The organism is Streptococcus infantis, assembly GCF_047464615.1.
GTDB lineage: Bacteria > Bacillota > Bacilli > Lactobacillales > Streptococcaceae > Streptococcus > Streptococcus infantis_Y.
The window spans coordinates 93,012-112,710 of sequence record NZ_JASHBO010000008.1 but is presented as its reverse complement, the minus strand read 5'-3'; the positions used below and the strand labels follow the sequence as shown (position 1 = coordinate 112,710).

The 19,699-nt window shown below is 39.9% G+C and carries 12 protein-coding genes and 2 pseudogenes; 7 read left to right on the top strand and 7 right to left on the bottom strand.

The annotated features are described in order from the left end of the window. Positions 1-55 precede the first annotated feature (55 nt). From argF to QM450_RS06180, 7 genes are all read right to left on the bottom strand, one after another. A complete protein-coding gene (argF, locus tag QM450_RS06210) occupies positions 56-1,069 on the bottom strand; it encodes an ornithine carbamoyltransferase (protein WP_315640906.1) in 1,014 nt (337 codons plus the stop codon). Positions 1,070-1,136: 67 nt separating this feature from the next. Next, positions 1,137-2,366: an arginine deiminase gene (gene arcA, locus QM450_RS06205; protein WP_371559028.1), complete on the bottom strand. Its 1,230-nt coding sequence runs from the start codon at positions 2,364-2,366 to the stop codon at positions 1,137-1,139. Positions 2,367-2,723: 357 nt separating this feature from the next. After that, on the bottom strand, positions 2,724-3,416 hold the full coding sequence (locus tag QM450_RS06200) for a CPBP family intramembrane glutamic endopeptidase (protein ID WP_153225068.1): 693 nt from the start codon (positions 3,414-3,416) through the stop codon (positions 2,724-2,726). Positions 3,417-3,476: 60 nt separating this feature from the next. Further along, complete coding sequence (locus tag QM450_RS06195; RefSeq protein ID WP_414320006.1) at positions 3,477-4,109, bottom strand: hypothetical protein; 633 nt, start codon at positions 4,107-4,109, stop codon at positions 3,477-3,479. 163 nt (positions 4,110-4,272) lie between these two features. Then, positions 4,273-5,712, bottom strand: coding sequence for a TrkH family potassium uptake protein (locus tag QM450_RS06190; RefSeq protein ID WP_248034659.1), 1,440 nt, complete (start codon positions 5,710-5,712; stop codon positions 4,273-4,275). A 3-nt stretch (positions 5,713-5,715) separates the two neighbouring features. Next, positions 5,716-7,065 (bottom strand): Trk system potassium transporter TrkA, encoded by a 1,350-nt coding sequence (gene trkA, locus QM450_RS06185; protein WP_414313444.1) that lies wholly within the window; start codon positions 7,063-7,065, stop codon positions 5,716-5,718. Between the two features lie 426 nt (positions 7,066-7,491). After that, positions 7,492-8,339 (bottom strand): IS630 family transposase gene (locus QM450_RS06180; protein WP_414320005.1). Its coding sequence is split into 2 segments (ribosomal slippage): positions 7,492-8,021 and positions 8,021-8,339, totalling 849 coding nucleotides; the frame shifts between segments, so codons are not numbered across the junction. Positions 8,340-8,604: 265 nt separating this feature from the next. Here QM450_RS06180 and QM450_RS06175 point away from each other — a divergent pair. The 7 genes and pseudogenes from QM450_RS06175 to QM450_RS06145 all read left to right on the top strand — a co-directional run bounded on the left by QM450_RS06175 (position 8,605) and on the right by QM450_RS06145 (position 19,571). Further along, positions 8,605-8,934 carry a hypothetical protein gene (locus tag QM450_RS06175; RefSeq protein ID WP_315639707.1) on the top strand — a complete coding sequence of 110 codons (330 nt, stop codon included), beginning with the start codon at positions 8,605-8,607 and terminating at the stop codon, positions 8,932-8,934. A gap of 6 nt (positions 8,935-8,940) precedes the next feature. Beyond that, complete coding sequence (locus tag QM450_RS06170) at positions 8,941-9,135, top strand: helix-turn-helix transcriptional regulator (protein ID WP_006150191.1); 195 nt, start codon at positions 8,941-8,943, stop codon at positions 9,133-9,135. 233 nt (positions 9,136-9,368) lie between these two features. Beyond that, on the top strand, positions 9,369-11,117 hold the full coding sequence (locus tag QM450_RS06165) for a glycoside hydrolase family 13 protein (protein WP_414320017.1): 1,749 nt from the start codon (positions 9,369-9,371) through the stop codon (positions 11,115-11,117). Positions 11,118-11,132: 15 nt separating this feature from the next. After that, on the top strand, positions 11,133-11,690 hold the full coding sequence (locus tag QM450_RS06160; protein WP_414320004.1) for an SMI1/KNR4 family protein: 558 nt from the start codon (positions 11,133-11,135) through the stop codon (positions 11,688-11,690). 561 nt (positions 11,691-12,251) lie between these two features. Then, positions 12,252-12,419 (top strand): annotated as a pseudogene (locus QM450_RS06155) (YSIRK-type signal peptide-containing protein); the annotation flags it as partial. 219 nt (positions 12,420-12,638) lie between these two features. Beyond that, positions 12,639-18,744: pseudogene (gene bgaA / locus QM450_RS06150) on the top strand (LPXTG-anchored adhesin/beta-galactosidase BgaA); the annotation flags it as partial. Next, positions 18,720-19,571: an SIALI-17 repeat-containing surface protein gene (locus QM450_RS06145; protein ID WP_414320016.1), complete on the top strand. Its 852-nt coding sequence runs from the start codon at positions 18,720-18,722 to the stop codon at positions 19,569-19,571. The pseudogene bgaA and the gene QM450_RS06145, both read left to right, overlap by 25 nt. The last annotated feature ends 128 nt before the right edge of the window (positions 19,572-19,699 follow it).

Below are 19,699 nucleotides of genomic sequence, written 5' to 3'. Positions count from 1 at the left end.
AGGGACTGGACTAAAACACTAGTCTCAGCCCCTAAGCTGTTTCTTATAGTTTGTATCACACTTTAGGAATGTAGAGATTTCCTAGTGTAGCAGCCATAACGGCTTTGATGGTGTGCATACGATTTTCTGCTTGATCAAACTGACGAGCATATTTGCTATGGAAGACCTCGTCAGTTACTTCCATTTCTTTTACACCAAATTTCTCAGCTACTTGTCTGCCGTAGATTGTGTTCGTATCATGAAAGGCTGGTAAGCAGTGGAGGAAGATTAAGTTTTCATTGCCTGCTTTCTTAACAAGATCCATATTGACTTGATAAGGTTTTAGCAAAGCGACGCGTTCTGCAAACTTATCTTCTTCGCCCATAGATACCCAAACATCAGTGTAAAGGACATCAGCCCCTTTTACAGCTTGATCAGCATCTTCTGTGATGAGGATGTGAGCCCCACTTTCTTTGGCATATCCCTCAGCCAGTGCAACAACTGCTTGATCTGGGAAGAGTTCTTTTGGTGAAAAGACATGAACGTTCACACCAAGGATCGCTCCTGTTACTAGAAGGCTATTGGCAACATTGTTACGACCGTCACCACAGTAAACCAATGTCAAACCTTCAAGGTGTCCGAAATTTTCTAGTACTGTCAAGTAGTCTGCAAGCATTTGAGTTGGGTGCCATTTATCCGTCAAGCCATTCCAAACAGGAACACCAGAGAATTTAGCTAATTCTTCAACCATATCTTGACTAAAACCACGGAATTCAATACCATCAAACATACGTCCCAAAACTTTTGCGGTATCTTCCGTAGTTTCTTTTTTACCTAGTTGAATATCGTTTGCCCCCAGGTATTCTGGATGTGCACCAAGATCGATTGCAGCAGTTGTGAAGGCTGCGCGTGTACGGGTAGAAGTTTTTTCAAATAAAAGAGCAATATTTTTACCAGCTAGATAGCGGTGTTCGATGTTTCGTTTTTTAAGATCCTTCAAGTGAGCTGAAAGTCCAATCAAATATTCGAGCTCTGCACGGGTAAAATCTTTTTCAGCTAGAAAACTTCTTCCTTGAAATACTGAATGTATCATTCTATATATCCTTTTCTAACAAGCATGATTCTGCTAGCAGATGCTAGGCAGAAATAGGAAGAATCTAAATGTCTTCGCGTTCAAACGGCATTGACATACAACGAGGTCCACCACGACCGCGTACCAACTCCCTGCCGCGAATCTTAATGAGACGAAGTCCATATTCTTCAAGTTTCTTATTGGTCACAGTGTTGCGTTCATAAACGACTACGACACCTGGTGCGATAGCGAGTGTGTTAGAGCCATCATTCCATTGTTCACGAGCAGCTGCAACAATATTCCCATCACCACAAGGAATGAGTGTAACTTTTTCTAAACCAAGGTTTTGAGCAAGAAGTTCTGCCAAATCTCCTTTTTCTTCAACAATCTTGAGTTCTTCATTTTCGTAAGTGACGGAATAGACGCGAAGATTGCCTTGGATTTCTGGGTGGATTGTAAATTTGTCATAGTCTACCATGGTGAAGACAGTATCCAGGTGCATGAACTTACGGCTGTTTGAAAATTCAAAAGCCAAAACTTTCTTGAAGCCAACATTCTTTTTGAAGATATTAACCAAAAGTTTTTCGATAGAAGCGGCATCAGTCCGTTGAGAGATCCCAACTGCTAGGACATCTTTTGAAAGAACAAGTTCATCTCCACCTTCAATCCGAGTAGTTTCTTCACGGTTATAGATGAGCTCTACCTTACCACCATAGATTGGATGATACTTAAAGATGTACTTACCATAAAGTGTTTCACGATTGCGTGTATCGGCGTACATGTGATTAAGTGATACTGCATTCCCGATAGTCGCAAATGGGTCGCGAGTGAAGTAAAGGTTTGGCATTGGGTCGATGGCAAACGGATAGTCAGATTCAACCAAGTCTGTTAATCCTTTACCTTCTTCAGGGATGTCAGGCAATTCAACTTTTTGAACACCTGCCATTGTTTTCTTAATCAGTTCAAGGTTGTCGTCAATATCATGAAGCAGTTTTCGGATGGCATTTTTAGTTTGTCGACCACGAATATTTGCTTCGTTGAGATATTCTTCGATGAACTGGTCGCGTATTTCTGGAGAAGTTAATGATTCAGCAGCCAATTGTTCAAGATAGAGCACTTCGATTCCTTCGTCACGGAGTGCTTGAGCAAAGGCATCGTGTTCACTTTGGGCATCTGCTAAAAATGGGATGTCATCAAAGAGCAACCTCTCAAGGTGATCTGGCATCAAGTTTTCTAATTCTTGACCCGGACGGTGCAACATAACTTTTTTCAGTTTCCCAATTTCTGAGAAAACATGAATTGGATGTGAAGACATGTGTATCCTCCTTTTTTTCTCGTGTGTACCAAATAATATTGGTATCGCTTACAAGTTAATAGTATCACAAATTAATATGCATTACAAGGGATATGATAAGGACTAAAAGGCTTTAAAATGGCTATTTTAAAGGATTTCTTACATTTTTTTATAAGAATATTCACAAATATACATGTTAAGTTAACTTATTTTTATATTCTATAAAATTTATGCATAAAATATTTTTAAAATTTTTTTAAAAAAATTTTTGAGATAGTAGAAAAAGGTGGATTTTTTGAGGTGAAAAGTTTGTTGAAACAAAAAAATCCCTTAGACTGGAACGAAACATTCTAGTCTAAGGGCATAGACAGTTTGGTATTAGATACCGAAATTTTTCATAAAAATTGTAAAGAGTGCCAGTAAGATGAAACTGATACTATTAAGTAGCATATGGACCGAGATAGACATTTCCAAACGTCTAGTACGATAAGCAGTCCAAGTGAGGACGGCTGACATCCAGCCATAAATCAAGAAGGAAGGGAGATTAGAAGGTCTGTGCGCAAGGAGGAAGATCAACCAACCAATAACATAGCCAAACTTTTCGTAGCCTTGGAAGAGTTTGGTAGGAATAATCCCGCGACAGATGATTTCTTCACAAATAGGTGCGATTAAAACGATGAGGAAGAAACTGCTAATCAGAGAGCTTTCGGAAATAAGGTTGTTAATTACTTGCTGATTAGAAGTTGTTGTTTGTTTTATGAGTTGTAACCAGATGCCACCTACAAGATTTCCAACAAAGATTGTCAAATAACTCAAAACAATACGAGGAAGATCATTAATCGTTAAGAGTTTAGGCTTAAATACTAGTAACTTGCTCTTATGGGCTCCGTATAAAAAGATAGCGATCACAAGAATCGAAATAAGAGCTACGATAAGTGATGACCATATAGGATCAATCTGACTTATTGCTAGCAGAGCTAGAGTTTGCATTGGGATTTGAGAGAGAAAGATAGCTACTAACAAAATCCCAAACCACGCGAGTCGTTTACGAAAATCTTTAAAAAAGTTCATTGATAGGTCTCCTAAAATTTTTATCTAATTATAACACAATTGCTGAGAGGATTCTATTTGTTACCATAAGAGGAAAGTACAGACGACAAATAGAATATCCCGAATCAAATGACCGTAGAATGATACCTCCTGTCTCAAATTTTTTGGGAATAAAAAACTGAGAAATAGAGCGCCAAGGCCAATATAAAAAGCAATCGATAAAATGGTGATTGGATTACGTAGGAAGATTAAAATAGAAATGATGATGATGGAAAATCTCACTTCCTTGCTACTGGAATTTTTTTGTAACCTTCTCCATTTTTTCAAGGGGAGAAAGGTAACGAGATCAACTCCAAAGAGAAAAAAGAAGGAGGGAAGGATGAGTTCTACAGCTTCTTTTTGAAGTAAGTTAACAGTGACGATACTCTCTGACAGAACCAGTCCAACACCACAGAGGTTGACCACAATCATCATACTATAAAATAAAAAGATAAAGCGACTCCTATCAATCAGTCTATCTCTTTTCAGGTTGTGACTAGATAAATAATGCATAAAGGCACAAGACCCAGATAAGCCCAATAAAGCCAGTAGAAAATAAAAACAGGATTGTTTGAGGGCTATAGAGGTTCCAGACCAAAAGATACAGCTACAAAGTGCCAGTTGGATTAAGGCAAAGAACAAGAGTAGTCGAATTGATTTTATGACTTTTTCCATGAAGTATCCCCTATATTTTTTTCTTATTATAGCTAAAAGATAGGAGGGAAAAGTCCTTAAATTCCCAATTGTCGATTTTTAGGGCTGTCTTGCCTTTTGAAACTAAAAAATCCCCCTTCAAGGGTTCCTTGAAAAGGGGAGATAGGGTGTACAGTTGATTGTTCTAACGTTTAGACCAGGTTCGCTTCATAAAGAGTAGTATGATTGGATAAATTTCAAGACGTCCTGCAATCATTGCAAAGGATAGTAGAAGTTTTGAAAATGGACTAAAAATTGAGAAACTTGCAGTTGTTCCTAAAATAGGACCGATATTGTTAAAGCAACTGAAAACAGCACTCGTGACAACCATTAAATTATTGGTATCTAAACTGACGATGAAAATCAAACTGAGTAAAATCATGATATAAACCACAAAGTACTTCAGAATCTTGTGCTGGGTATCCTTATCAATAACCGTTTGATTAACCTGAAGGGTTAAAACACGGTGAGGTGATATGGTAGACAAGACTTGATTTTTAGCAATTTTAGATAGGATGACTCCGCGAATAACCTTGAGACCACCTGCAGTGGAGCCGGCAGAACCACCAATTGCCATCAGCATTAGCAAGATGTATTGAGAGAACAAAGGCCAGTTCGTGATATCTCCATATCCAAAACCGGTAGTGGTAATGATGTTAGATACTTGGAAGAAGGCCATCTCAAAGCTTTGTGAAACTCCGCTATAGAGGTGGAGTGTGTTAAGCGTGATTAAGCCAGTTGATATGGCTACAATCAAGAGATAGGCTCGGAGTTCTTCATCAAAAAAGAATTCCTTGATACGACGGAGCATGAGGTAGTAGTAGAGGTTGAAATTGACACCAAACATCAAAACCCCGATACTTGTCAGATAGGTAATGAGAGAACTGTGATAGTGGGCAATTCCATCATTATAAACAGTAAAGCCACCAGTACCAGCAGTACCCATAGCGATAACAAAACTATCGTAGAGTGGCATCCCAGCAAGGTAATAAATAACCACAAAGAGGGCAAACATAGCCAGGTAGAGGATATAAAGGATTTGAGCTGTATTTTTTAGCTTAGATACAACCTTACCAAATACTGGTCCAGGAACCTCTGCCTTCATAACCTCTAAGTGACTGTTTTTTGCATTGTCCATGATAGCTAGGGCAAAAACCAGCACCCCCATCCCTCCGATAAGGTGAGTAAAACTCCTCCAAAATAGAAGAGAACGGCTTAAGACAGAAACATCATTTAGAATGGTTGCTCCCGTTGTTGTGAAGCCAGAACTAATCTCAAAGAAGGCGTCTATCATATTGGGAATTTGTCCTGAAAAGACAAAGGGAAGGGCACCAAAGAATGACCAGAGAATCCAACAGAGAGCTACAATTAAGACCCCTTCTTTTGCATAGATTCGTTGTTTTTTAGGCTTGCTGATGATTCCCAGAAGACCTAGAACAACAAGGATTCCGATGGTAGAGAAAAGAGCTGTAAAAACTTGACTCGATTCTCGATAATAAATAGCAATGCTAACTGGAACTAAGAGTAGACCAGCCTCGATCAAGAGTAGCTTTGCAAGAAGAAATCGTACCATACTTCTATTCATAGCTTACCTCTCTAACAGATCATAGATCTTGGTGATATTTGATAGTAGTGTGATGACAACTAACTTATCACCGACTTGAAGGCTATCTTCACCAGTTGGGAAGATTGTTTTTCCGTTGCGGATAATAGCAGCAATTAAAATATCTTTTTTGAGTTTCAATTGAGACAAAGGTTTACCAGTCATCTTGTTCGCTTCCTTGATAAGGAATTGAAGAGTCTCAACTTGTCCATTTGCTAGGTGGTGCATGGCTTGAAGGTCTGAATATTGGGCATTGGCACGACCATGGATAAAGTGCATAATCGTATCAACAGCGATGGTTTTTGGTGTGATGATACTAGAAAACTCAGGTGCATGGATAATCTCTAGGAGACTGGTTCGATTGACCTTAGTGATGTTTTTCTGAACACCCACACTATCCAAGAACATAGATGTAATAATGTTTTCTTCGTCAACTCCAGTAAGGGTTGCGACAGCATCGTAGTGTTGGGCACTTTCTTCTAGGAGAATATCTTTTGCAGTTCCGTCCCCCTGTACAATATAGAGTTTCGGATATTTTTGACTGAAAAATGCTGCGCGATCTGGATTGAGTTCAATGACCTTGGTATCAATACGGCTATCTTTCAAAATACCAACAAGGTAGTAAGCGATTTTGCCAGCACCAATAATGAGTAAACTCTTAACGACACGAGATTTGACATAGTTATGAAAAAGCATCATATCTACACGATCGCCAGTAACAAAAATCCGATCCTTGTCTTGGAGGACCATGTCTCCACTTGGAATCATGAGTTTATGATCTCTCTCAATAGCACAGACGATTACATTACCAAACTTTTTCCGGAAGTCTGCGATAGACATCTGACAGATATTGCTATCCTTACGGACAACAAATTCCATTAAACTAACCAAACCACCTGCAAAACGCTCAACAGAAAGAGCATTTGGGAAGTCGATGATGTTAGCAATGGCACGAGCTGCAAGGAGTTCTGGATTGACAATGAGAGAAAATCCGAGAATATTTTTTTCTTTGAAATAGGGGTTGGAATACTCAGGATTGCGGACACGGACGATGGTTTCTTTAGCCCCCATCTTTTTAGCTAAGACAGCAGAGACCATATTGACCTCGTCATATTGAGTCATAGCAATGAAAATATCGCAGTCTTGAACATTGGCAGCTTCTAGCATGGCAAAGTCAGCCCCATTACCTGCAATTCCAATAATATCAAAACGGCTTGTCATGTAATTAAGAACTGTTTCGTTCTGTTCAATTAAGACAACATCATGATTGTCAGCGACAAGTGAACGACAAAGGGCAGAACCAACTTTCCCCCCTCCGACAAGAATAATCTTCATGTTATATAACCTACTTTTTCAATATGTATCTATCATACTCTTTTTTAGAATAAAATGCACTCGGCAACCGACTCTTTTCATTATTAGGGTGGGAAATTGTCCTATTGATAATCTTACTTATTAAAAATTTAAGATATAAATCAGCTATTTTCGTGTAAATCTAATGAATACAGAAACATTTTTAACTAATGTAAATATGTTTGTAAAAAAAGCTAAATTCCCAAACTAAGTTCCACTGCTAATCCAAGTGGAAGTTAATCTGATAAAAATCCTAAAAACCAGTGGAAATCCGTGTCAGGGTAAGTTCCACTGGTTTTACTAATGCTTGATTTCATCGTTTTTGTAGCCGAAAAGAATCGAAAAAAAGAGCGCACAAAATCCCCACATCTGAAACGTTTGAATGGGGTTTTTGGTTAGTTTTTATAGTCAGTTGAAACAAGAACAAGACAAAAGAGCCTCGAAAAAAGTATTGCAACTTGGCAATACCTTTTTGAGATGCTTTTTAATATGAGCCCATGTTTTCTCAATAGGATTGTACTCAGGTGAGTAGGGAGGAAGTGGTAAAAGTTTATGCCCAAATTCTTCACATAAGAGCTCTAGTTTACCCATTCTATGGAATCTTGCATTATCCATAATAATAACTGATGGTGTGTTTAATGTTGGTAAGAGAAACTTCTGAAACCAAGCTTCAAAAAAGTCGCTCGTCATCGTCTCTTCGTAAGTCATTGGAGCGATTAACTCACCATTTGTTAGCCCTGCAACCAAAGAAATCCTCTGATATCTTCTTCCAGATACTTTACCTCTTATTAACTGACCTTTTAATGAGCGACCATATTCTCGATAAAAATAAGTATCGAATCCTGTTTCATCAATATAAACAGGTGCTAAGTGCTTTAAACTATTAAATTTTTTAAGAAATACAGCTACTTTTTCTGGGTCTTGTTCATAGTAGGTGTGATTCTTTTTTTTCGAGTGTACCCCATAGCTTTGAGAGCATAGTGGATAGTAGTTGGATGACAGCCAAATTCAGAAGCTATTTCAGTCAAATAAGCGTCCGGATTGTTAGTAAGATAGTTTTTAAGTCTATCTCTATCAACCTTTCTTGGTTTTGTTCCTTTTACTTGATGGTTTAGGTTCCCTGTTTTCTCTTTTAGCTTTAACCAGCAATAAATGGTATTACGTGAGATTTGGAAAATGTGTGATGCTTCTGTTATACTACCTGTTCTCTCACAATAAGCGAGAACTTTTTTACGAAAATCTATTGAATATGCCATAAAAAGATTATACCACATTGTGTACTGTTTTAGGTTCAATTGACTATAGAAGATTATGAAGTCAAGATAAAATATGTTTAAAAGAACTTGCCCTTTGTCGGATTGACTAGACTGTAAATCGGAGTTAGGAATATTTTTAGAATAGATGAAGAAAATAAAAAAAGCCTAAGAATGTTAAAACATCTTGACATTTTATCGATTTAGAGTATAATAAAAAATATAAAGATCTCTTAACATTTTTTTGACGGATTGGAGGAACAGGACTATGAGAAAAATGGATGAAATGGACAGAGCGATTCAGCTACGTTCTGAGGAATGGGGTTATAAAACGGCTCTATTTGGTTTATGTGGATGGACAGTATTTAATATCTATCAATCTATTACAAAAGGCATTAAACTTGAAATGTTACCATGTCTGATTTTATGTTTATCTATTTCTATTCAAGGATTTACTCAACATGCAATAAAACATAAAATGATTGACGGTGATGAAGATTTTAAAGAACCAAATAAACTTGTTCAAGGAGTAATTTTGATGGTTGTTATCCTTATCGTAGTTTTGGCAATTGGCATTTATTGTTTTCAGAAAGACTAATGCTGTATGAAAAATAATATCAAACAGTTAAGAAAGTCTGAAGGACTACGTCAGGAAGATATGGCAAGAATATTAGGCGTTAGTCGACAAACCATAATTGCTATAGAGAATGACAAGTACAATCCTACACTTGAACTAGCAATGAAAATTGCAAGGTTGCTACGACTACATGTTGAAGAAATTTTCATTTTAGAAGATTAAAGATATCAGATAGCTTTTATTTTAATCATCTGATTCGTAATGATGAGAGAGTTTTCCAGTTCATGGAAACTCTCTTTTTAAAGCTCAAAAAGAGTCTACTCAATTTTACCCTTGTCCCTCTTATATATCTATCGTAAAACTGGTATAAAATTTGCAAATAAACAGCTAAAATAGTATACTAGTTCTATTGTTCATGAAAACGTTTGCGTTTTATTAATTTTAGGAGACAAATGATGGAATTAACAGCTATTTATCATAGACCAGAATCAGAATATGCTTATCTCTACAAAGAAGGTCAGCTACATATCCGAATTAGAACGAAGAAAAATGATGTCCAGAAGGTTATCTTACACTATGGGGATCCCTTTATTTTCATTGAGGATAAGTATGAAGCTAAGAAAGAAATGACCAAAGTAACCTCAGATGCCCTATTTGACTATTGGCAGGTTACAGTGTCGGTTAATTTTGCACGGATTCAGTATCTCTTTGAACTCCTTGATAAGGAAGGCAAGAGTGTCTACTATGGTGATAAGGGTTGTGTGGAACATACTCAAGAAAACTTGGATGCTGAAGGTAATGGTTTCAAGCTTCCTTACATTCACGAAATCGACGGTTGCCAAGTTCCTAGCTGGGTTTCAGAAACTGTTTGGTATCAGATTTTCCCGGAACGCTTCGCTAATGGAAACCCAAAACTAACTCCAAGTGGAGCTCGCGAGTGGGATACTGAAATTGCGCCTGACAGGGATGACTTTTTTGGTGGAGATTTACAAGGAATTATCGACTATCTGGACTATTTAAAAGACTTGGGAATCACTGGACTTTATCTCTGTCCGATTTTTGAAGCGACGACCAATCACAAGTATGATACAACGGATTATTTTGAAATTGACCGTCACTTTGGAGACAAGGAAGTCTTTCGTAATCTAGTAGAGGAAGCCCATAAACGGGGCATCAAAATCATGTTAGATGCAGTGTTTAACCATATCGGAGATCAGTCAGCCCAATGGCAGGATGTTCTAAGGAATGGAGAAAATTCCCCTTATAAAGATTGGTTCCATATTCAAGAATTTCCAGTTACTGAGGATAAACTTAAGAATCCAAGAGAATTGCCATACCATACCTTTGCTTTTGCCAGCTATATGCCTAAGTTAAATACAGCTAACCCTGAAGTCAAAGACTATCTTTTGAGGGTTGCAACCTACTGGATTGAAAATTTTGATATCGATGCTTGGCGTTTGGACGTTGCCAATGAAATTGACCACCAGTTCTGGAGAGATTTCAGAAAGGCAGTTCTCGCTAAAAAGCCTGATTTGTATATCTTAGGTGAAATCTGGCATACCTCACAGCCTTGGCTACAAGGGGACGAGTTCCATGCGGTCATGAACTACCCACTTTCTGAAAGTATCAAGGATTATTTCTTGCGTCAGCATAAAAAGACAGAGCAGTTTATTTCAGAAATCAACAGCCAGTCTATGTACTACAAGCAACAAATCTCAGAGGTCATGTTTAACCTTTTAGATTCTCATGATACAGAGCGTATCCTCACGACTGCCAAAGGAAATGTGCAGCATGTTAAGGCTGCTTTAACCTTCCTCTACCTTCAAAAAGGGACTCCTTGTATCTATTATGGAACAGAGCTGGCACTAAAAGGTGGACCAGATCCCGATTGCCGTCGTGTCATGCCATGGGATCGTGTCTCTGAGGACAATGATATGCTGAATTTCATGAAGAAATTAATCCAAGTCCGTAAGGAAGTTGCAAGCATTATTCAGCATGGTTCATATAGCTTGCAAGAAGTAAAATCAGATGTTATTGTTTTGGAATGGACCTACGAAGGAAAAGAAGCTCAAGCCATCTTCAACCAGTCTCCTGAGAATTTTGTTTTAGATAGAGATTCAGTTGATTTAGCGAGTCATTGCCAGTTTGAAGATGGTCAGCAAGTCATCTTGCCAGCTGGATTTGTGGTCTATATTTCTGAGTAAAAAAGGATTAAAATAATGGCACTCAAGGAAGTTTATGATTATTTTCGTCACTATGATAAGGAAACTTATCAAGTTGTCGCCTGCATGGGCAATGAACCATCGGAAGAAGATGTTCAGGATTTTGAAAATCAATATGGCATTCGTCTGCCAGAAGATTTCAGAGAATTCACCATGTCAGCTCTTGGAGGTCTCTTTATGGAAGTCAGGGAAGAGCTATGGCCAAGAACCAAGGCTTACGATGTAGCCCCTTTTTGGACCTTCTGCCGAGGTATCAAGGTCTTTGAGATCGCAAATGGCATCCCAGACTTCTTAGACATTCGAATAAGAACCAAGGAATTACATGATTTAGGATTTGTTGACTATATTCCATTTCTGTCTATCATCGGGGATGGAGATGTGATTTTCTGCTTTGATAAGGACAATCATATAGTAGCTCTAGATTGGTATAATAGTGGCGAAACTGAAGAGCTTGAATGTGATTTTTCAGAGCTTTTGCTGCAGCAAATTGCCGAGCTTGAAGAACGTAAAAATGAGATGGTCAAGCTTTTGGAAAAGGGAAAATCTAGTCAATAATCTAATAGGAAATGTTAGTTTGATAGTCCGTAAAAGAGGTTGGGACAAAAGATCCCGACCTCACTTTTTATTAGCAATCAAACTTTGATGCGGTAGTTGATTGAACTTTTTGTTCGTCTTTTATACTCTTCGAAAATCTCTTCAAACCACGTCAGCGTCGCCTTGCCGTATATATGTTACTGACTTCGTCAGTTCTATCTACAACCTCAAAGCAGTGCTTTGAGCAACCTGCGGCTAGCTTCCTAGTTTGCTCTTTGATTTTCATTGAGTATTAGACTCCAAAAAGCTCCTAATCATCCTCGCGGGGCTGGGACTACGAAATCGAGACTTTGTCTATCGATTTCTGTCCCACCCCCTTTTTTAGTAAAATCGTTCACTAAATGTACATTCAGATTTTTAAAGTTTTCTACTAATTATAGAAAAAAGAATTAAAAGTATGATTTTTATGCTGCCAGTATTGAAGTTTCTTATATTATTTTATAAAATTAGAAGCAAAATACTACTGAATAAGTAGAGCGCTTACATGAAATTGAAAGCGGTTACGAATATAAGAAGGATCTTATGGGAAAAGATCATTGGAATCGAAAAAGAGTGTACAGTATCCGAAAATTTACCGTTGGAACTTGCTCTGTAGTTATCGGCACTTGCTCAGTCTTATTTGGAGCAAGTGTAGCTGGTGCAAACCCAGTTTCAGCTGATGAAACTCCAATTGCAGTTGCTGCAGAAAAAGTAGCGGATGATTCTCATAAAGAGGAACTTGGTGAAACAAGAAGTCCAGAACAGCCAGCATCAACTGAATCAGCTGCAAGTGAAGTTGCTACACCAGCTCATGCGGTTGAAAAGGCACAGGACGACCAAACTGTACAATCAGATTCTGATAAAAAAGTGGATTCCATCTTAGATAAGAAACCTCAAGCAATTACTCAAGATCAATCTGCTCAAACGGAAAAACTGGACCTAAAACCGGCTACCAGCGAGGAGGTAAATCAATTGGTTGAGGACCGTAAAGTAGAATTTAACCAAAACTGGCATTTTAAACTCAATGCTAATGCCAAAGACGCTATCAAACCAGATGCAGATGTATCAAGCTGGAAGAAATTAGACCTTCCTCATGACTGGAGTATTTACAATGACTTCGATCATGATTCTCCTGCCCAAAACGAAGGTGGACAACTGAATGGTGGTGATGCTTGGTATCGCAAGACCTTTAAACTAGATGAAAAAGACCTTAATAAGAATGTTCGCATGGTCTTTGATGGAGTTTATATGGATTCGCAAGTCTATGTAAACGGTCAGCTAGTTGGTCACTATCCAAATGGTTACAACCAATTCTCTTACGACATTACTGACTATCTCAATAAAGACGGTCGTGAGAATGTCGTAGCTGTACATGCGGTCAATAAACAACCAAGTAGCCGTTGGTACTCAGGAAGTGGTATTTACCGTGATGTTACCCTTCAAGTCACAGATAAGGTTCATGCTGAGAAAAATGGAACAACTATCTTAACACCAGACCTTGAAAAACAACAAAATGGTAAGGTTGATACTCATGTAACAAGTAAGATTGTCAATACAGATGACAAAGATCATGAAATTGTTGCTGAATACCAAATTATTGAAAGAAATGGTCAGGCTGTAACGGACGTGGTTCGTACAGATAGCCAAGTCTTGAAAGCTCATCAACCAACTAGCTTGAATGCTATTTTGCAAGTTGAGAAACCAAAACTCTGGACAGTTCTTAACGATAAACCAGCTCTTTATGAATTAGTGACTCGCGTTTATCGTGACGGCCAATTGGTCGATGCTAAGAAGGACTTGTTTGGTTACCGTTACTATAACTGGACACCAAATGAAGGTTTCTATTTGAATGGTGAACGCATTAAATTCCATGGGGTTTCTCTTCACCATGACCACGGAGCTCTAGGGGCTGAAGAAAACTATAAGGCAGAATACCGTCGTCTGAAACAGATGAAGGATATGGGTGTGAACTCTATCCGTACAACCCACAACCCAGCTAGTGAGCAAACCTTGCAGATCGCTGCAGAACTAGGTTTATTGGTGCAAGAAGAAGCCTTCGATACTTGGTACGGTGGGAAGAAACAGTATGACTACGGACGTTTCTTTGACAAAGACGCCACTCACCCAGATGCTAAAAAAGGTGAAAAATGGTCTGACTTTGACCTACGTACAATGGTCGAAAGAGGCAAGAACAACCCTGCTATCGTCATGTGGTCTATCGGTAATGAAATCGGTGAAGCAGACGGTAAAGCTCGTTCTCTAGCGACTGTTAAACGCTTGGTGCAAGTGATCAAGGCTGTTGATAAGACACGCTATGTTACTATGGGAGCAGACAAGTTCCGCTTTGGTGATGGTAGTGGTGATCATGAAAAGATTGCCAACGAACTTGATGCGGTTGGATTTAACTATTCAGAAGACAACTACAAGAAGCTTCGTGCTAAGCATCCAAATTGGTTGATTTACGGTTCAGAAACTTCTTCAGCAACTCGTACTCGTGGTAGCTATTTCCGCCCAGAAAGTGAGCTAGTTCATAGCAACCAAGCTTACCGTCATTATGAGCAATCAGACTATGGTAATGACCGTGTTGGTTGGGGTAAAACAGCCACTGCATCGTGGACTTTTGACCGAGACAATGCTGGTTATGCTGGTCAGTTTATCTGGACAGGTACCGACTATATCGGTGAGCCTACTCCATGGCATAACCAAAACAACACACCAGTTAAGAGTTCTTACTTTGGTATCGTAGATACAGCTGGCATTCCTAAGAATGACTACTACTTGTACCAAAGCCAATGGGTTTCTGCTCAGAAGAAACCAATGGTTCACCTCCTTCCTCACTGGAACTGGGAAGATCCTACTCTGAAAGCAAATGTAGCTGACGCAGATGGTAAGATTCCTGTTCGTGCATTTTCAAATGCTGCCAGTGTGGAACTATTCTTGAATGGTGAGTCCCTAGGTAAGAAAACCTTTAACAAGAAACAAACTAGTGATGGCCGTACTTACCAAGAAGGTGCCAATGCCAAGGAACTTTACCTTGAGTGGAAGGTTGCTTATCAACCTGGAACCCTAGAAGCAGTAGCTCGTGATGAGGCTGGTAATGAAATCGCTCGTGATAAGGTTACGACTGCTGGTGAGCCTGCGGGTGTTCGCTTAGTTAAAGAAGAAAATGCTATCGCAGCAGACGGAAAAGATCTCACTTATATTTACTACGAAATCGTTGACAGTGCTGATAATGTAGTTCCAACTGCCAATAACCTTGTTCGCTTCCAGTTGCATGGACAAGGTCAAATTGTCGGTGTGGATAACGGGGAGCAAGCAAGCCGTGAGCGTTACAAAGAGCAAGCTGACGGTTCATGGGTTCGTAAGGCCTTCAATGGTAAGGGTGTTGTCATTGTCAAATCAACTGAGCAAGCTGGTAAATTTACCTTGACTGCTCACTCTGATCTCTTGAAATCTGATCAAACTACAATCTTTACAGGTAAGAAAGAGCAAGCTGAAAAAACAGTTTTGGGTACAGAAGTTGCTAGAGTTCGTACTGTTATCGGTCAAGCACCGAAAATGCCTAAGAAAGTAGCCTTTATCTACAGTGATGGTAGCCGGACAAAACTTCCAGTAGAATGGTCAGCAGTTGATGTCAATGAACCAGGAATTGTGACTGTTAAGGGTGTAGCAGATGGACGTGATGTTGAAGCGCGTGTTGAAGTCTTGGCTCTCGAAGCAGAATTACCTGTAGTCAAGAGAATCACTCCAAATACAGACCTAAGTTCAGTTGACAAATCTGTTTCTTACGTATTGTCAGATGGTACTGTAGCGAGCTACGAAGTTGATAAGTGGGAAATTGCAGCTGAAGATCAAGCTAAACTAGCGATCCCAGGTTCTCGCATCCCAGCAAAAGGTATTTTAGAAGATGAAGAAATCACTGCGACCTTAGTAGTTGCAGAAGGGGAAGCTGCTAATCCAGTAGTTCCAAGTGTAACTGTGGCAGATCAAGCGGTTGAAGGTCTTTCAACTGACCAACCTGTAAAATACCACAAGCTTGCTTATGGCGTAGCTTTGCCAGAGGTTAAAGCTACGGCTGAAAATGCTCAAGTGACAGTTATTCAAGCTAATGAAGCAAATGGTATGCGTGCAAGCATCCATGTTCAACCCAACGATGGTGGCCCACTACAAACCTATGCTATCCAATTCCTACAAGAAGCTCCACAAATTGAACGTTTGAGCCTAGAAGTTGAAAATGCAGCTACTTTGAAAGAAGACCAAACTGTCGGTATCAAGGTCTTGGCTCACTATCAAGACGGTACACAAGCAGTCTTGAAAGCTGATAAGGTTAGCTTCTCAACTACAGGTGAAGGAGATGTAGCCGTTCGTAAAGGTATGCTTGAATTGCATAAACCAGGTCAAGTAACTCTGAAAGCTCAATTTGAAGGAGCAGAAGGTCAGATTGACTTGAACATTCAAGCAAATACTGAAAGTAAAGTTGTCCAAGCCATCCGTCCAGTTAGTGTCGTGACAGGTTTGAACCAAGAACCAAGTCTACCTGCTACTGTAACTGTAGAGTATGACAAAGGATTTCCGAAGGTTCACAAGGTGACTTGGCAAGCAGTTGCTAAGGAAGACCTTGCTAAATACCATAGCTTTGATGTTCTTGGTAAAGTTGAAGGAATTGAGAAAGAAGCACATGCTAAGGTATCTGTCGAAGGTATCATTGCTGTCGAAGAAGTGAGCGTAACTACTCCAGTTGCAGAAGCTCCTCAACTACCAGAGAGCGTTCGTACTTACCACTCAAATGGCCAAGTTTCTTCAGCTAAAGTAACTTGGGACGCAATTGAACCAAGCCAATACGCACAAGAAGGCAAGTTTACTGTGACAGGACATGTCGAAGGTACTCAACTACCAACTAAACTTCATGTTCGTGTATCTGCTCAGACAGAAACTGGTGCTAATATTTCTGACCAGTGGACTGGTTCAGAATTGCCACTTGCCTTTGCATCAGACTCAAACCCAAGTGACTCAGTAGCCAATGTCAATGACAAATTGATTTCTTATAACAATCAACCAGCGAACCGCTGGACAAACTGGAACCGTACAAGTGAAGCATCCGTAGGAATTCTCTTTGGTGACTCTGGTATCATGTCTAAACGATCAGTTGATAACCTCAATGTAGCCTTCCACGAAGACCACGGTGTTGGTGCACCTAAATCCTATGTCATCGAATACTATGTCGGTTCAGCAACTCCAACAGTTCCTAAGAATCCAAGCTTCGTAGCACGCGAAGACCATGTCTTTAATGACGATAAAAACTGGAAAGAAGTAACAAATCTCAAGGCTCCAGATCAAATCAGAGCTGGAGAAATGACCCACTTTAGCTTTGATAAAGTCAACACTTACGCAGTTCGTATCCGCATGGTTCGACCAGATGGTAAATGGGGTACTTCTATTACAGAAATGCAAATCTTCTCTAAACAAGTAGCTGCAGCTAAGAATGCTCAAGCACAAATCCAAGTAGATGGAAAAGATTTGCCAAACTTTAACCCAGGCTTGACTGACTACTATCTAGAAGCAAGCCAAGGAAAAGCTCCAGTTGTTACAGCAAGTGTCACTGAAAATGGTATTGCAACAGTTGTACCAAGCGTAGGTGAAGGAGATCCAGTTCGTGTTGTTGTCAAGGCTGAAAACGGAGATATCCTAGGTGAATACCGCCTACACTTCACAAATGATAAAGAGTTGCTCGCAAGTAAACCTGTTGCTGTTGCCAAATCATCTCGCTTGGTTGCTAAAGGACAAACTCTTGAGCTACCAGCAAAAGTTCCTGTTTACTTCACAGGAAAATCTGACTATGAAGTCAAGGACTTGGCTGTTGACTGGGAAGCAGTCCCAGCAGAGAATCTAACAAAAGCAGGTGAATTTACAGTTCATGGTCGCGTTTTGGGTACTGATCTAACTGCTGAAGTAGCTGTTCGTGTAACAGACAAACTCGGAGAAAATCTTTCAGACAACCCAGACTTCGATGACGATAGCAACCGTTCATTTGCCTCAGCAACTAACGATATTGATCCAAACTCTCATGACCGTGTAGACTATGTTAACGATGGTTCAGATGATGAAACCCGTCGTTGGACCAACTGGTCTCCAACTCCATCTGAAAATCCAGAAGTTTCAGTAGGGGTTATCTTCAGAGAAAATGGTAAGATTGTTGAACGTACAGTAGCTGAAGGAAGCATTCGCTTCTTTGCAGATGGTGGAACAGATGCACCTTCTAAACTCGTCCTAGAACGCTATGTGGGACCAGAATTTGATTCACCAGAATATTACTCTAACTACCAACCATACGATCCAGAACATCCATTCAACACTCCTTCTAACTGGGAGAAGGTTGAATACCGTGCGGATCAAGAAGTTCAAGCAGGAACTGACATCCATGTAACTTTTGCACCGGTCAAAGCTAAAGCTATGAGATGGCGCATGGACAGAAAAGTAGACAAGAAGGGTGTGGCTATCACTGAAATGGCCTTTATCGCACCAAGTGAAGCACCTAAAGACAATACAGCTTCTAAACTTCTAGTAGATGGTAAAGAGCTTGCTGACTTCTCTGAAACTCGTGTAGATTACCAAGTAACCTATAGTGGAAACCGTCCTAAAGTGACTGTTGAAGCTGGTGAAAACGTAGCGGCAACATTTGTCGATAGTGGTGACGATAAACTTCCAGTATTGGTACGTCTCGTTTCAGAAAGTGGTAAACACGTTAAGGAATACCGTATCCAATTGACCAAAGAAAAGGTTGAAACTGGAAAAGTTGCCCCAGCAGTTCAGGAAGAACTTCCTAGCCTTGAAGTTGTTGAAGAAGCTCTCAGCTTCAAGACAGTGAAGAAAGAAGCTCCAACTCTAGCAGAAGGTGAAACTCGTGTGAATCAAGCAGGTCGTGAAGGTAAAGAACGTATCCTGACTGAAGTAGCAGTAGATGGAAGCCGTACTGAAAAACTTCGCGAAACTATTGAAGCACCGCAAGATGAGATTGTCTTAGTCGGAACTAAGAAAGAAGTATCTGGTAAAACAGATCCAGCTATCCATGAGGTTCCAGAATTTACTGGTGGAGTAAATGGTGTCGAAGCAGCTGTTCATGAAGTTCCAGAATACACAGGAGCTATTGGCACAGCAGGCGATGAAGCAGCACCAGTAGTAGAAGTACCTGAGTTCACTAGTGGCGTTAACGCAGTCGAAGCAGCTGTTCATGAAGCTCCAGAATACACTGAAGCTATTGGTACAGCAGGTGATGAAGCAGCACCAGTAGTAGAAGTCCCAGAATTCAAGGGTGGCGTTAACGCAGTCGAAGCAGCTGTTCATGAAGTTCCAGAATACACTGAAGCTATTGGTACAGCAGGTGATGAAGCAGCACCAGTAGTAGAAGTCCCAGAATTCAAGGGTGGCGTTAACGCAGTCGAAGCAGCTGTTCATGAAGTTCCAGAATACACAGGAGCCATTGGTACAGTAGGCGATGAAGCAGCACCAGTAGTGGCAATCCCAGAATACACAGATGGTGTGAATGGAGCAGAAGCAACTGTTCATGAAGTACCTGAGTTCACTGGTGGCGTTCCTGGTGGAGAAGGGACTACTCACCAAGTTCCAGCATACACAGGTGGTGTCAATGGATCAGAAGGAGCTATCCATGAGGTTCCAGAATTCAAAGATGAGCAGTCACAAATAGCTCTTGCTATGTCACAAGATAAGATCTACCAAGCACCTGCAAGTCATCAATACAAACTCCCAGAGACAGGCACTAAAGAAAATGCTGGCCTTGCAGCTGTAGGTGTTGTAGGAGCACTTCTTGGCATGTTTGCAATGGGAAAGAAAAAAGAAGACGAATAAGATGATGTAAAAACATCTAAGTCATAGAGATTGGTTCAAGAGACTAATCTCGACAATAAAAAGCGGACAAAACTAGTTTTCTGATAAACAGAATCTGGTCTTGTTCGCTATTTTTGCTCACACATCAA

Coding starts and splice junctions, on each gene's coding strand:
- QM450_RS06160 (WP_414320004.1), top strand. CDS start 11,133: ATGGCACTCAAGGAAGTTTATGATTATTTTCGTCACTATGATAAGGAA.
- QM450_RS06190 (WP_248034659.1), bottom strand. CDS start 5,712: ATGAATAGAAGTATGGTACGATTTCTTCTTGCAAAGCTACTCTTGATC.
- trkA (WP_414313444.1), bottom strand. CDS start 7,065: ATGAAGATTATTCTTGTCGGAGGGGGGAAAGTTGGTTCTGCCCTTTGT.
- QM450_RS06165 (WP_414320017.1), top strand. CDS start 9,369: ATGGAATTAACAGCTATTTATCATAGACCAGAATCAGAATATGCTTAT.
- QM450_RS06175 (WP_315639707.1), top strand. CDS start 8,605: ATGAGAAAAATGGATGAAATGGACAGAGCGATTCAGCTACGTTCTGAG.
- QM450_RS06195 (WP_414320006.1), bottom strand. CDS start 4,109: ATGGAAAAAGTCATAAAATCAATTCGACTACTCTTGTTCTTTGCCTTA.
- QM450_RS06170 (WP_006150191.1), top strand. CDS start 8,941: ATGAAAAATAATATCAAACAGTTAAGAAAGTCTGAAGGACTACGTCAG.
- QM450_RS06200 (WP_153225068.1), bottom strand. CDS start 3,416: ATGAACTTTTTTAAAGATTTTCGTAAACGACTCGCGTGGTTTGGGATT.
- arcA (WP_371559028.1), bottom strand. CDS start 2,366: ATGTCTTCACATCCAATTCATGTTTTCTCAGAAATTGGGAAACTGAAA.